This is a genomic window from Kitasatospora sp. NPDC048662 (assembly GCF_055587065.1).
Genome location: NZ_JBVJHA010000001.1, coordinates 649,646 through 662,445 on the forward strand (window position 1 = coordinate 649,646; position 12,800 = coordinate 662,445).

Here is a 12,800-nt window from a genome sequence, read left to right on the forward strand (position 1 = left end):
GCGGTCAGGAGCGGGGCCGCAGCGACAGGGCCACGGCCTCCTCGGAGAGTTCGACGGTGCGCCTGTCGTCCCAGGGCCGCTCCAGGCCGCTGAAGTGCAGCACCCGGTCGATCACTCCCGCCGTGAAGCCCCACACCAGGCGGCCGGCCACCTGGAACGCCGGGCCGGTGAAACCTGACGGGTGGCGCAGCCGGGCCCGGTTCGCCGGTTCGGTCAGCTCCGCCAGCGGCACCCGGAACACCGCGCCGGTCTCCGCCGGGTCCACCACCGCGACCGGCGACTCGCGCCGCCACCAGCCGAGCACCGGCGTCACCACGAAGCCGCTGACCGGGATGTACAGCGCGGGCAGCCGGGCGAACAACTGCACACCCGACGGGTCGAGCCCGGTCTCCTCGGTGGCCTCGCGCAGCGCCGCCGCCAACGGGCCCGCGGTGGCCGGGTCGCCGTCCTCCGGGTCCAGCGCGCCGCCGGGGAAGGACGGCTGGCCGGCGTGCGAGCGCAGGCTGCGGGCCCGTTCGATCATCAGCAGGTCCGGGCCGGTCGGGCCCTCGCCGAACAGCATCAGCACCGCCGACGGCCGGCCGCCCTCGGCGGGTGGCAGGAACCGGCTCAGCTGCTCCGGCACCGCCCGCTCGGCGGCGTCGCGCACCGGCAGCAGCCACTCGGGCAGGCCGTCCCGAAGTACCGCGGGCCCCGTCATGCCTTGCCCCCCACGTTCTTTCGGGCCGCCCGTACCGCGTCCGGGGCGGTGTCGGGCAACGGGTGTCCGGCCGCGACCTCGGCGCGGGCCGCCGCCTCGCCCGGGAAGTCGGCCGGGGGGCGCAGGCGCTGGCCGGGCTGTCCGGCGAGCTCGTACTTGAGCAGCTTGCGGGCCTGCTCGGGATCGGTCTCGCCGGTGCCGTACGACGGGCAGAGCGGCGCGATCGGGCACGCCCCGCAGGCGGGCTTGCGGGCGTGGCAGACCCGGCGGCCGTGGAACACCACCCGGTGCGAGAGCATCGTCCACTCCGACTTCGGGAAGATCGCCATGACGTCGGCCTCGACCTGCTCCGGGTCCTCGGCGGTGGTCCAGCCGAAGCGGCGGGCGAGGCGTCCGAAGTGCGTGTCCACGGTGATTCCGGCGCCACCGAACGCGTTCCCGATGACGACGTTGGCGGTCTTGCGGCCCACGCCGGGGAGGGTGACCAGATCCTCCAGCTTGCGCGGCACCTCGCCGTCGTAGCGGTCGCGGAGCGCGATCGACAGGCCGATCAGCGACTTCGCCTTGGCGCGGAAGAACCCCGTCGGGCGGACGATCTCCTCCAGCTCCTCGGGGACGGCCGCCGCGAGGTCCTCCGGCGTCGGGTACTTGGCGAACAGCGCCGGGGTGGTCTGATTGACCCTCAGGTCCGTGGTCTGCGCCGACAGCACCGTCGCCACCAGAAGTTGGAACGGACCGTCGAAGTCCAGCTCCGGGTGCGCGTAGGGGTACAGCTGCGCCAGTTCACGGTTGATCTTCCGGGCCCGGCGCACCATCCCCAGGTGCGTCTCGGGCTTCTTCCGCCCGGCCTTCGCGACCTTGCTCTCTGCCATGCACGAAGGCTACGCCGATCCGCCGGGCCCACGGCCGCTTTGCACCGAGGACGACGCACTGCCCGGCGCTCCGCCGGGGAGCGTCGGGCAGTCGGTGCGGGCGGATCAGGCCGCGGCCTCCACGGACTCGGCGGCGGGGGCCGGGGTGCGCAGGGTGAGGAGGGAGGCCAGGGCGCCGAGCAGGGCCAGGGCGGCGGCGCCGACGAAGGCGGCGGAGAAGCCGTGGGTCAGGGCGACCGGGTTGCCGAGTTCACGGGAGCCGTTGGCGGCGGCGACGGCAGTCATGGCGGCCAGGCCCAGGGCCGAACCCACCTGGTAGGAGGTGTTGACGATGCCGGAGGCGAGGCCGCCCTCGGCGGGGTTCGGGACGGCGAGCGCGGTGCCCAGCGACGGGATGAAGGCGAGCGCCATGCCGATCGCGGCGAGCAGCGAGGCCGGCAGGACATCGACCGCGAAACTGCCGTCCGGGCGGGCCAGCGACAGCCAGTACATGCCGGCGGCGAGCGCGGCCAGGCCGGCGACGATCAGCGGCTTCGGGCCGAAGCGGGCGATCAGGCGGGGCGCCAGGACGATCATCATCAGCATGATCGCGGCGGTCATCGGCAGCAGCGCCGCACCCGAGGCGAACGCCTTCAGGCCGAGCACCTGCTGCAGGTAGAGGTTGAGGAAGAACCACATCGGGATCCAGGCCGCCGCCATCAGCAGCTGCGCCAGGTTGGCACCCGCCAGGTTCGGGCTGCGCCAGATGCCGAGGCGCATCAGCGGCTCGCGGCGGCGGGACTGGATGCCGAGGAACGCGGCGATCAGCAGGAGACCGGCGGCCAGCACCAGCCAGGTCTGCGCGGAGTCCCAGCCGACCTCGGGGGCACGGACGATGGCGAACACGGTGACGGCGAGGCCGGCGGTGACGGTGATCGCACCCAGCCAGTCGATCGATCCGCGACGGGCGGCGGCGGCGGGCATCACCGAGGGGCTGGCGGCGAGCACGATCAGCGCGACCGGGAGGTTGATCCAGAACACCCACTCCCAGCTGGCGTACTGGGTGATCAGGCCGCCGAGGAACACGCCCGCGGTGCCGCCGGCCGGGGCGGCCGCGCCGTACAGGGCGAAGGCCTTGGGCAGTTCGGTGGGACGGCCGCCGAACAGGGTCATCAGCAGGGTGAGCGCGGCCGGGGCGATCAGCGCCGAGCCGGCGCCCTGGGCGGCGCGGCCGACCAGTTCGACCCAGGCGGTGCCGGCCAGGCCGGCCACCAGGGAGCCGGCAGCGAGGACGATCCAGCCGGCGGCGAAGATGCGCTTGGCGCCGAGCAGGTCGGACAGGCGTCCGCCGAGCAGCAGCAGACCGCCGAAGGCGATCACGTAGGCGTTGAACACCCAGGACAGGTTCTCCTGCGAGAACCCGAGCGCGGTCTGCATCTTCGGCAGGGCGACGCCGATGATCGAGGTGTCCATGATGACCATGAACTGGGCGAGGGCAATTAAGGCGAGCGCTGTCCAGCGACGCGGTGCGGGGGGTGCGCTGAGGTCGGACATGGCCGGGTCTCCTTCGGGGGTATACCGGGAGGGGGTATGTGGGCGACGTGGGTGTGCGCAGGCCTGGAATCCGCGCGGGGGTGGGGCGACCGATCAGGGGCGGCCGGTCAGGGGCGGCCGATCAGGGCGGCCTGTCCGTGGCGACCGATCAGGGGCGGCCGGTCAGTGGTGCCGATCAGTCGCGGCCGATCAGTGGTGGCCGGTCAGTGGTGGTGGGCCGATTCGATGGGGGTCGGCGCCGCAGTCGTGGCGGTGGTCGGGGACCCGGCGGTGGAGGCGCCGTTCGCGCCGGCGGCGAGGGTGAAGACCGCGCTGTGGACGGTGCCCTCGTGCTGGAAGTCCAGGAACAGGCGGTAGTCGCCCGCGCTGGGCGCGGTGGCCGTGAAGTCGACCTCCGGGCCGGGCTTGGTGACGCCGTCGCCGGGCTCGCCGTCCGGGTGGACGTGCAGGTAGCCGAGGTCGCCGGTGCGCAGCACCACGAGGTGGCCGTAGGCGGCGAGGTACGGGTCGAGGTCGGCGACCGGCTTGCCGTCCTTCGACACCGCGAAGGCCAGCTTGCCCGCCCGGCCGGCCGTCAGGTCGCCGGTGACGGTCACGGTGTAGCCGTCGACGGTGACCGCGCGGCCGGTCTGCGGGAGGGCGGCCGGCTGGTAGTCGCCGCCGGCGTGCAGGTCCGCGCCGAGTGTCAGCGCCTCGCCCCCGGCGGCCGGGGTGAAGTCGGCGAACACCCGGTAGTCGCCGGCCTTGGCGATGTTCGCCGGGACGCTCCAGGTGCCGTCGGCCACGCGGACCGGGTGCAGGTGCTGGAAGGACGTCAGGTCGCGGCTGGCGATGATCAGGTGGAGTTCCTTCTCGTGTGCCGGCCGGTACGCGGTGAGCGGCTTCCCGTCCGGGGTCAGCACCCGGAAGCTCAGCTCGGTCGGGCCACTGGCCGGGACCACCGAGTGGTCGAGGCTCAGGGTGTAGCCGTCCTCGGAGATCTGCAGGCCGCCGGGGTGGTCGTCCTTGCCGCCGCGTTCCTCGTGACCGGCGGCGGCGTCGTGGTCCCCGTGCGCGTCGTTGGCCTTGCCGGCCTCGTGCGAGGTGTGGGCCGGGGCCGGGGCGCCGCCGACGGCGTGGCCGACCCCGAAGGCGGCGCCGAACGCGACGGCGAGACCGGACGCGAAGACGGCGACTTTGAGTGCGGTGTTCATGGCGGACTCCCTTGGCGGTTGACGGTGCCCTGCGACACCCCGGAGTAGATACCCCCTAGGGGTATGTGTCAAGCGCCTCGGAACCGGATTCCGGGGCGCGGGAAGACCCCGACGAGGCCTGCATGGGGCGAAAGTTGCGAGGTCAGGGCCAGTGCGGACCTCGGGCGGGCCGTGGGCCGGAAATTTTTCGGAAGCGGAGGGCCGGGCGGCCGCGGCGGGGAGCCACACCCCACTACAGGACCGGGCCGGCCCCGGATTCAGGCGGGAAACGCTTGCACTGCATACCCCCCAGGGGTATAAATGTTCTTGCCGGAAGGGATACCCCCTCCCGGTATCGAGAATTTCAACGGAGGATCCCATGTCCTGCTGCTCCAGCGACGGCACCTGCTCCACCACCGCGACCATCACCGCGCCGGCCGCCGTCACCACCGTGTTCGCCGTGTCCGGGATGACCTGCGGGCACTGCGAGAAGGCCGTCGGCAAGGCGATCGGGGCCCTGGAGGGCGTCGAGACCGTGCAGGTGGACGTGCAGAACGGGCTGGTCACCGTCGGTTCGGCGGCCGAGCTCGACGACCAGACGGTGCGCGCCGCCGTCCACGAGGCGGGCTACGAACTGACCGGCCGCGCCTGAGGAAGGCAGCAGCCCGGCCACCGGCCGGGATGTTCGAAACCCACGAGGAGCCCCTGATGACCACCCAGGCTGCACCCGCCTCCACCGAGGTGGAACTCCGCATCGGCGGCATGACCTGTGCCTCTTGCGCCGCGCGGATCGAGAAGAAGCTCAACCGCATGGACGGCGTCCAGGCCAGCGTCAACTACGCCACCGAGAAGGCCAAGGTGGTCATCGACGGGCCCGTGGAGGTCTCCGCCCTGATCGCCACCGTGGAAGCCACCGGCTACACGGCCGCACTGCCGGAGCCCCCGGCCGAGGAGAAGGGCGAGCAGGGCACCGACGCGGCCGACGAGCTGGCCCCGCTGCGGCAGCGGCTGATCACCTCGCTGACGCTGGCCGTGCCGGTGATCGCGATGGCGATGGTGCCGGCGCTGCAGTTCGACAACTGGCAGTGGCTGTCGCTGACGCTGGCCGCCCCGGTCGTGACGTACGCGGCGTGGCCGTTCCACCGCGCCGCCTGGACCAACGCCAAGCACGGCGCCGCGACCATGGACACCCTGGTCTCGCTGGGCACCGGCGCCGCGTTCCTGTGGTCCCTGTGGGCGCTGTTCTTCGGCGACGCGGGCATGCCGGGCATGCGGCACGGCTTCGAGTTCACCATCGCCCGCTCCGACGGCGCGTCGAACATCTACCTGGAGGCGGCGGCCGGCGTCACCGCGTTCATCCTGGCCGGCCGGTACTTCGAGGCCCGGTCGAAGCGGACGGCGGGCGCGGCGCTGAAGGCGTTGCTGGAGTTGGGCGCGAAGGACGTGACGGTGCTGCGGGACGGCCGCGAGGTGCGGCTGCCGATCGGCCAACTCGCGGTCGGGGACCGGTTCGTGGTCCGTCCCGGCGAGAAGATCGCCACCGACGGCACCGTGATCGAGGGCAGCTCCGCCGTGGACGCCTCGATGCTGACCGGTGAGTCGGTGCCGGTCGAGGTCGGCCCGGGCGACGCCGTGACCGGCGCGACGGTCAACGCCGGCGGACGCTTGGTGATCGAGGCCACCCGGGTCGGTGCGGACACCCAGCTGGCCCGGATGGCCAAGCTGGTCGAGGACGCGCAGAACGGCAAGGCCGCCGCGCAGCGCCTCGCCGACCGGATCTCCGGCGTGTTCGTGCCGGTCGTGATCACCCTGGCGCTCGCCACCCTGGGCTACTGGCTGGGCGCCGGCGAAGGCTGGACCGCCGCGTTCACCGCCGCCGTCGCGGTGCTGATCATCGCCTGCCCCTGCGCCCTGGGTCTGGCCACCCCGACCGCGCTGCTGGTCGGCACCGGTCGCGGCGCCCAGCTCGGCATCCTGATCAAGGGCCCCGAGGTTCTGGAGAACACCCGCAAGGTCGACACCATCGTCCTCGACAAGACCGGCACCGTGACCACCGGCAGGATGACCCTGGTCGGCGTCCACACCGCCGAGGGCACCAGCAAGGACGAGGCACTGCGGCTGGCCGGCGCGCTGGAGCACGCCTCCGAACACCCGATCGCCCAGGCCGTCGCCACCGCCGCACAGGAGAAGTTCGGCGAGCTGGAGGCGGTCGAGAGCTTCGAGAACGTCCCCGGGCTGGGCGTGCAGGGCGTGGTCGACGGCCACGCGGTGGTCGCCGGACGCGAGGCACTGCTGGCCGACTGGGCGCAGCGGCTGCCGGCGGAGCTGCTGGTCGCCAAGGCCGAGGCCGAGCGGGCCGGCCGGACCGCGATCGCGGTCGGCTGGGACGGTGCGGCGCGGGCCGTGCTGGAGGTGGCGGACGCCGTGAAGCCGACCAGCGCGGAGGCGATCGCCGAGCTGCGGGCCCTGGGCCTGCGCCCGGTACTGCTGACCGGTGACAACCGGCTGGTCGCCGAGTCGGTGGCGGCCGAGGTCGGCATCCCCGCCGAGGACGTGATCGCCGAGGTGCTGCCCGAGGACAAGGTCGCCACCGTGCAGCGGCTGCAGGCCGAAGGCCGCACCGTCGCCATGGTCGGCGACGGCGTCAACGACGCGGCCGCCCTCGCCCAGGCCGACCTCGGCCTGGCCATCGGCACCGGCACCGACGCCGCCATCGAGGCCGCCGACCTCACCCTGGTCCGCGGCGACCTCCGCTCCGCCGCCGACGCCATCCGGCTGTCCCGGCGCACCCTGGCCACCATCAAGGGCAACCTGTTCTGGGCCTTCGCCTACAACGTCGCCGCCCTGCCACTGGCCGCCACCGGCCTGCTCAACCCGATGATCGCGGGCGCCGCCATGGCCTTCTCCTCGGTCTTCGTGGTCGGAAACAGCCTGCGCCTGCGGACCTTCAAGGCCCGCTGAGCCTCACGTCCAAGAAGTCCGGTTCGGGAGCCTCCCGGGCCGGACTTCGGCGTACCCGGACCGATCAGTTTCCGAGAAGCCGGGGTGGCGGCCCCGTTCCTACGATGAAAAACGTCACCGATGAAGAACGTCACCAGGGAACGGGACAGGAGAGCCGGTCATGGCGGAGAAGCACGAGGGTTTCACGGCGGACGAGCGCGCGGCGATGAAGGAGCGCGCCAAGGAACTGAAGGCGGAGTCCAAGCGAGTGTCGGCCGCCGCCAAGGCTGCCGAGGCGGAGCGGGACCTGCTGGAGAAGATCGCCGAGATGCCGCCCGAGGACCGGGTGCTGGCGGAGCGCTTCCACGCGATCGTCACCGAGGTCGCGCCGGAGCTGGCGCCGAAGACCTGGTACGGGATGCCCGCGTACAACAACAAGGACGGCAAGCCGGTGTGCTTCTTCCAGAGCGCCGCCAAGTTCAAGTCCCGATACGCGACCATCGGCTTCAGCGACCAGGCGCGCCTCGACGACGGCGACCTGTGGCCGACGTCCTACGCGGTCGCCGACTTGGGCGAGGCCGAGACGGCGCGCCTCACCGAGCTGGTGAAGCGCGCCGTCGGCTGAGCGGCCGATTCAGGAGGAGTACGCACGCAGGGTGAGCAGGGCGCCGAGGGTGACGCCCGGGCGGGCCTCGTGCTCGGTGGACTCGGACCACCGGGCCCAGTTGATCGGCCAGCCGCCGTCCGGGAGTTGGGCGGACATCAGGTGGACGAGTCCGCGTTCCAGCTCGGCGTCCGAGAACCAGGCGCGGGCCAGGCTGTCCGGGCGGGGCGCGAAGTCGTGCGGCAGGTGGTACTCGCGGGGCGCGTACCCGGGGGCGATCCGGACCTGCTCCGGGTGGGCCGGGTCCAGCAGCACCAGCTGCTGGCGGCGCACCAACTCGCCGAGCCGGGCGGCCTGTTCGGCGGCCCAGTCGCGGTCCGGCGAGGCGTCCAGGACTCCGACGGCGGTGAACACCTCGTACGGGTGGGTCTTCTCGATCGCCTCGACGGCGCGGCGGCAGAACGCCTGAGCGCCCGTCAGCCACGGGTGCTGGACGCCGTGGCGCAGCAGCGGGGCGGCGATCTGGCCGGTGGAGAGCAGCTCGGCCGGGGGGTCGTCGGCGATCGGCAGGAACGGTGGGTGCGGGTAGCGGCGCAGGCTGGGCAGCACCGCGGGCACGCCGCCGTCCGGGGTGGTCAAGGTGGCGACCCAGTCGCAGAGTTCGCGTCCGCGCGGGCCGGTCAGCGCGCCGGCCTCGCCGAGAATGCGGGCAGCGGTACCGGCGGCCAGCGGTTGGGCGGCCGGGCCGCGGACGTCGGGCTCCAGGCCGTACGCCCAGCCACCGTCCGGAGTGCGGTAGGCGTCCAGGGCGGCGAGGACGCCCGCCGGGTCCGGGGCGTCGAACAGGTGGGTGAAGCGCCGCTGTTCCAGAACCCGGCCCGCGGTCCACAGGTAGTCGGCGGCGCGCTCGATCGTGCTGTCATCGATCCATGCCATGACCCGACCGTAGGTGGCACCGGCGGGCCGCGGACGCTGTTCGCGAAGTGGCGCGGAAAAAGTTTCGCGGGGAACGATGAGTTCCGCCGGGGCCGGTCGTCCATACCTGTGACGGCGACGGCGACGGCGACGGCGACGGCGACGGCGACGGCGACGGCGACGGCGACGACGACCAACGACGACCACCAACGACGACCACCAACGACGGCAACGACAGCGACGGCAACAACGCAGCGCGACGAGCACGGAGGAACCAGGGATGAGCGTCAAGGGACCGGCCAGCTACTTCCCCTCGATCGAGCAGAAGTACGGGCGCCCGATCACCGACTGGCAGGAGCTGATCCGCAACTCGCCGCTGACCAAGCACATGGAGCTGGTCGCCTGGCTGAAGGCGGAGCATGGCATCGGCCACGGCCACGCCAACGCGCTGGTCGCCCACACGCTCGCCGCCTGAGCGTCCCGTCCCACCCTCCCGAGGAGCCTTGCATGACCGAGTTCGTGACCTCCGCCGACGGCACCCGGATCGCCTACCAGGTGGTGGGCGAGGGCCCCGCCGTGGTGATCGTGGACGGGGCGATCTGCCACCGCGCGTTCGGCCCGTCCACCGGGATCGCCGACCAACTGGCCGACGGGCACCGGGTGTTCAGCTACGACCGGCGCGGCCGCGGGGAGAGCGGGCCGCTCGACGGATACGCCGCCGAGCGGGAGATCGAGGACTTGGCGGCGATCGTCGCGATGGCGGGCGGCTCCGCGACCCTGCTCGGCCTGTCCTCCGGCGGGGCGCTCGCGCTGCGGGCAGCCGGTGCGGGCATCGGGGTCGAGCGGGTTGCCGTGTACGAGCCGCCGTTCAGCACCAGCGACGAGCAGCGGGCCCGGTTCACGGACTATCGGACGGGCGTGGCGCAGGACATCGCCGCCGGTGAGCGGGGCGCGGCGGTCGCGCGTTTCATGGCGTTCGTCGGCATGCCCGAGCCGATGATCGACGGGATGCGCAACTCCCCCGTCTGGCCGGTGTTCGAGTCCGTCGCGCCGACGCTGGTCACCGACGCGGAGGCCCTGGACGGCGAAGGCGGTGCGCCGGTGCCGACCGAGCGACTGGCCGCGCTGACCGTGCCGGTGCTGGTCCTGGACGGTGGCCTCAGCCCCGAGATGCTGCGGGACGCGGCCCGGGCGACCGCCGCCGCGGCCGCCGGCTCCGAGTACCGCACGCTGGAGGGTCAGACCCATGAGGTGGCACCGGAGGTGCTGGCGCCGGTGCTCGCGGAGTTCGTCGCCAAGGGCTGACGGGGCTGGTCCCCGGGCCGTTTCCCCGGGCGGGGGCCGGCGGGGGCCCCGGCAGGGGAACCCGCTGGGGACGGTCGGCTGGGGACGGTCGGCTGGGGACAGCCGCCGACGGAAGGCCGGCTGTCTCAGGGGGCGTCGACCAGGTGGCGGAGCAGGGCGCTGAGGGCGACTCCGTCCATGGGCGGGTGGCCGGGGAGGGCCAAGGCGGCGGGGGCGAAGAACTCACGGTCGACGGCCTCGACGTCGGGGATCGCGGCGCGGGCCAGGCCGACGCCCTGCGAGGTGATGCGCAGGCGCAGGGCCCGGGTGTCGTCCGGGTCGGTGGTGCGGGTCAGCAGGCCCTTGGCCTCCAGCTTCCGCACCACCTGCGAGGTGGTGCGGACATCGGTGCCGGCCTGCCGGGAGAGCTCCTGCTGGTTGGGGGTCTTGCCCTGCTCGTTGAGCCACCAGGCACAGGAGAGCAGGACGAACTGGGGGTGCGTCAGGTCGTAGGGGGCGAGCGCGGCGGCGACTTCGCGCTGCCAGCGCATGGTGGCGTGCCACAGCCAGAAGCCGGGGCTGTGCACCGGGCCGTCGGCCAGCAGGTCCTGCTCGACGATCGCCGCGTCCTCGGGGTGAATCTTCATCGGGCCACTCGCTCCGCCTGGGCCAGCAGGCCGGCCATCGCCTCAGGGAAGTCCTCGGTGATCATCGGGCCGAGCTCGGGGCCGAGCCCGTCCGCGTCCGGGCCGGTGATCTCCAGGCGGTGCAGGACGCGTGTCCCACCCTCGGGCAGGGCGGTGAGGGTGTGCGAGAAGCGCAGCGTCGTGCCGCCGAACTCGGTCTCGTCGGCGTAGACGTGGTTCTCCTCGATCTGGGTGATCACCGAGACGATCGGCTCCTGACCGGTCGGCGTCATCGCGACCTTGCTGCCGACGGCGAACGGGCCGTCCAGCGTCACCGACTCCATCGAGGTGTCCCAACTCGGCCAGGCGTTCAAGTCGCTGAGCACGGCCCAGACGGCGTGCGGCGCGGCGGTGGTGTCGGCGGTGTACTCGTGCTGCCACATGGTGGGTCCCCCTGCAGAGTCGGTCGGAGCAAGTTGCTCTACGCAGAGATTATCTCCGCGTAGAGCAACTCGCAAGCGTGACCACACCTGACCGAATCCGACCGAACCCGACCACCCCCACCGCTCCGGACCGCTCCCGGACCGCCCCCAAGCCACCCCCGGACCGCCCCCAGACCATCCCCCGCCACTCCCCCGACCGCCCCCCAAAGCCCGTGCACCCCGATCCGCCCCCCTGCTACCGTCGGGGCACTCACCTGGCTGTCCCGAGGAGCAGACTCCGATGCATGATGCCCGCGCCCTGATCGACCTGGGGGACGAAGCCGTCCGGCGGCTCGCACGTCGCGGCTACCGGCTCGACCTGTCCGCGCTGGAGAGCCTGCAGTCCCGGCGGAACGCGGGGATCCAGACCGGTGACGAGCTGCGGGCCAGGTCGAAGCAGGTCGCGCAGGAGGTGCAGCGGACGGCGAAGCAGGGCGGGGACGTCTCGGAGCTGAAGGAGAGCGCCCGTTCGCTGAAGGAGCAGATCCAGCAGAACGAGGCCGAACTGGAGTCGGTTCAGCAGGAGTTGACCGAGCTGCTGCTGACGATCCCGAACCTGCCCGCCGACGAGGCGCCGGACGGCTTCTCGGACGAGGACGCCCGCGAGGTGCGCCGGGTCGGCGAGCCGCAGGCCTTCGACTTCGTGCCCAAGGACCACGTCGATCTGGGCGAGGCCATGGGCATCATGGACTTCGGCCGGGCCACCAAGCTGTCGGGTTCGCGGTTCAGCGTGCTGCGCGGTACCGGTGCGGCGCTGGAGCGCGCGATCGTCGCGCTGCTGCTGGACCTGCACACCCGCCGGCACGACTACGTCGAACACGCGGTGCCGTACCTGGTGAACCGGCGCACCATGACGGGCACCGGGCAGCTGCCGAAGTTCGAGGAGGACCTGTTCAGGACGGGTGTCGCGGACCGGGACCTGTTCCTGATCCCGACCGCCGAGGTGCCGCTCACCAACCTGTACGCGGACGAGATCGTCGCGCCGGCCGAGCTGCCGCTGGCGCTCACCGCGCACACGCCGTGCTTCCGTTCGGAGGCCGGTTCGTACGGGCGGGACACCCGCGGGCTGATCCGGCTGCACCAGTTCTCGAAGGTGGAGATGGTGCGGATCTGCGCCGCCGAGCAGGCGCGGGAGCAGATGCTGCTGATGGTGTCGCACGCCGAGGCGTGCCTGCAGGAGCTGGAACTCGCCTACCGGGTGGTCACCCTGGCGGCCGGCGACACCGGGTTCTCCTCGCAGCTGACGTACGACCTGGAGGTGTGGCTGCCCAGCCAGGACACCTACCGGGAGATCTCCTCGGTGTCGGACTTCGGCACCTTCCAGGGCCGCCGGGCCGGCATCCGCACCCGGGACGAGAACGGCAAGCCGACCCCGGCCGCGACCGTGAACGGTTCGGGTCTGCCGCTGGGCCGCACCATCGCGGCGGTGCTGGAGCAGCACCAGCAGGCCGACGGTTCGGTGCTGCTGCCGACGGCGCTGCACAAGTACCTCGGCTTCGCCCGGATCGCCGCCGACGGCACCCCGGTCGAGGAGTAGACCCCCCGGGGAAGAACAGGCGAATTAACGGCGCGTGGCCGCCCCCGGCACCAGGGGCGGCCACGCGCCGTCAGCGCGTTTACGCAAGGTCAGCGCGTTCACGCAACGTCAGCGCGTTCACGCGCCGTCAGTACG

At 72.6% G+C, this 12,800-nt stretch carries 13 protein-coding genes; 6 read left to right on the forward strand and 7 right to left on the reverse strand.

The genetic code is table 11. From position 1 onward, the window contains the following. Positions 1-4 precede the first annotated feature (4 nt). The 4 genes from ACZ6R9_RS03120 to ACZ6R9_RS03135 form a co-directional block, all read right to left on the reverse strand. Positions 5-700 carry an NUDIX hydrolase gene (locus ACZ6R9_RS03120; RefSeq protein ID WP_380487965.1) on the reverse strand — a complete coding sequence of 232 codons (696 nt, stop codon included), beginning with the start codon at positions 698-700 and terminating at the stop codon, positions 5-7. Next, positions 697-1,572 carry an endonuclease III gene (gene nth, locus ACZ6R9_RS03125; protein ID WP_465536188.1) on the reverse strand — a complete coding sequence of 292 codons (876 nt, stop codon included), beginning with the start codon at positions 1,570-1,572 and terminating at the stop codon, positions 697-699. The genes ACZ6R9_RS03120 and nth overlap by 4 nt, the downstream gene beginning before the upstream one ends. 105 nt (positions 1,573-1,677) lie before the next feature. Then, entirely contained in the window at positions 1,678-3,105 is a 1,428-nt protein-coding gene (locus ACZ6R9_RS03130) for an MFS transporter (RefSeq protein WP_465536190.1), read from the reverse strand. 203 nt (positions 3,106-3,308) lie between these two features. Continuing rightward, positions 3,309-4,298, reverse strand: coding sequence for a hypothetical protein (locus ACZ6R9_RS03135; protein ID WP_465536192.1), 990 nt, complete (start codon positions 4,296-4,298; stop codon positions 3,309-3,311). A gap of 358 nt (positions 4,299-4,656) precedes the next feature. On the opposite strand from ACZ6R9_RS03135, the gene ACZ6R9_RS03140 reads away from it, so the two are divergent. From ACZ6R9_RS03140 to ACZ6R9_RS03150, 3 genes are all read left to right on the forward strand, one after another. After that, complete coding sequence (locus ACZ6R9_RS03140; protein WP_380487957.1) at positions 4,657-4,929, forward strand: heavy-metal-associated domain-containing protein; 273 nt, start codon at positions 4,657-4,659, stop codon at positions 4,927-4,929. A 56-nt stretch (positions 4,930-4,985) separates the two neighbouring features. Further along, entirely contained in the window at positions 4,986-7,238 is a 2,253-nt protein-coding gene (locus ACZ6R9_RS03145) for a heavy metal translocating P-type ATPase (RefSeq protein WP_465536194.1), read from the forward strand. 160 nt (positions 7,239-7,398) lie between these two features. Next, positions 7,399-7,842: an iron chaperone gene (locus ACZ6R9_RS03150; protein ID WP_465536196.1), complete on the forward strand. Its 444-nt coding sequence runs from the start codon at positions 7,399-7,401 to the stop codon at positions 7,840-7,842. Between the two features lie 9 nt (positions 7,843-7,851). On the opposite strand, the gene ACZ6R9_RS03155 is transcribed toward ACZ6R9_RS03150, so the two are convergent. Next, positions 7,852-8,757 carry a hypothetical protein gene (locus ACZ6R9_RS03155; protein WP_380487952.1) on the reverse strand — a complete coding sequence of 302 codons (906 nt, stop codon included), beginning with the start codon at positions 8,755-8,757 and terminating at the stop codon, positions 7,852-7,854. A gap of 259 nt (positions 8,758-9,016) precedes the next feature. Between ACZ6R9_RS03155 and ACZ6R9_RS03160 the strand changes: the two genes are divergently transcribed. Beyond that, complete coding sequence (locus ACZ6R9_RS03160) at positions 9,017-9,211, forward strand: DUF4287 domain-containing protein (protein WP_380487950.1); 195 nt, start codon at positions 9,017-9,019, stop codon at positions 9,209-9,211. 32 nt (positions 9,212-9,243) lie between these two features. Next, entirely contained in the window at positions 9,244-10,041 is a 798-nt protein-coding gene (locus ACZ6R9_RS03165; RefSeq protein WP_465536199.1) for an alpha/beta fold hydrolase, read from the forward strand. A gap of 125 nt (positions 10,042-10,166) precedes the next feature. On the opposite strand, the gene ACZ6R9_RS03170 is transcribed toward ACZ6R9_RS03165, so the two are convergent. After that, a complete protein-coding gene (locus ACZ6R9_RS03170) occupies positions 10,167-10,667 on the reverse strand; it encodes a MarR family winged helix-turn-helix transcriptional regulator (protein ID WP_380487946.1) in 501 nt (166 codons plus the stop codon). After that, complete coding sequence (locus ACZ6R9_RS03175) at positions 10,664-11,089, reverse strand: SRPBCC family protein (RefSeq protein ID WP_465536202.1); 426 nt, start codon at positions 11,087-11,089, stop codon at positions 10,664-10,666. The genes ACZ6R9_RS03170 and ACZ6R9_RS03175 overlap by 4 nt, the downstream gene beginning before the upstream one ends. 280 nt (positions 11,090-11,369) lie before the next feature. Between ACZ6R9_RS03175 and serS the strand changes: the two genes are divergently transcribed. Continuing rightward, positions 11,370-12,665 (forward strand): serine--tRNA ligase, encoded by a 1,296-nt coding sequence (serS, locus tag ACZ6R9_RS03180; protein ID WP_465536204.1) that lies wholly within the window; start codon positions 11,370-11,372, stop codon positions 12,663-12,665. Positions 12,666-12,800: the final 135 nt, after the last annotated feature.

Excerpts from the sequence above, each read along its gene's own strand:
- ACZ6R9_RS03175 (WP_465536202.1), bottom strand. The coding sequence starts at position 11,089 with ATGTGGCAGCACGAGTACACCGCCGACACCACCGCCGCGCCGCACGCC.
- ACZ6R9_RS03135 (WP_465536192.1), bottom strand. The coding sequence starts at position 4,298 with ATGAACACCGCACTCAAAGTCGCCGTCTTCGCGTCCGGTCTCGCCGTC.
- ACZ6R9_RS03165 (WP_465536199.1), top strand. The coding sequence starts at position 9,244 with ATGACCGAGTTCGTGACCTCCGCCGACGGCACCCGGATCGCCTACCAG.
- ACZ6R9_RS03130 (WP_465536190.1), bottom strand. The coding sequence starts at position 3,105 with ATGTCCGACCTCAGCGCACCCCCCGCACCGCGTCGCTGGACAGCGCTC.
- ACZ6R9_RS03155 (WP_380487952.1), bottom strand. The coding sequence starts at position 8,757 with ATGGCATGGATCGATGACAGCACGATCGAGCGCGCCGCCGACTACCTG.
- ACZ6R9_RS03150 (WP_465536196.1), top strand. The coding sequence starts at position 7,399 with ATGGCGGAGAAGCACGAGGGTTTCACGGCGGACGAGCGCGCGGCGATG.
- ACZ6R9_RS03160 (WP_380487950.1), top strand. The coding sequence starts at position 9,017 with ATGAGCGTCAAGGGACCGGCCAGCTACTTCCCCTCGATCGAGCAGAAG.
- ACZ6R9_RS03120 (WP_380487965.1), bottom strand. The coding sequence starts at position 700 with ATGACGGGGCCCGCGGTACTTCGGGACGGCCTGCCCGAGTGGCTGCTG.
- nth (WP_465536188.1), bottom strand. The coding sequence starts at position 1,572 with ATGGCAGAGAGCAAGGTCGCGAAGGCCGGGCGGAAGAAGCCCGAGACG.
- ACZ6R9_RS03145 (WP_465536194.1), top strand. The coding sequence starts at position 4,986 with ATGACCACCCAGGCTGCACCCGCCTCCACCGAGGTGGAACTCCGCATC.
- serS (WP_465536204.1), top strand. The coding sequence starts at position 11,370 with ATGCATGATGCCCGCGCCCTGATCGACCTGGGGGACGAAGCCGTCCGG.
- ACZ6R9_RS03170 (WP_380487946.1), bottom strand. The coding sequence starts at position 10,667 with ATGAAGATTCACCCCGAGGACGCGGCGATCGTCGAGCAGGACCTGCTG.
- ACZ6R9_RS03140 (WP_380487957.1), top strand. The coding sequence starts at position 4,657 with ATGTCCTGCTGCTCCAGCGACGGCACCTGCTCCACCACCGCGACCATC.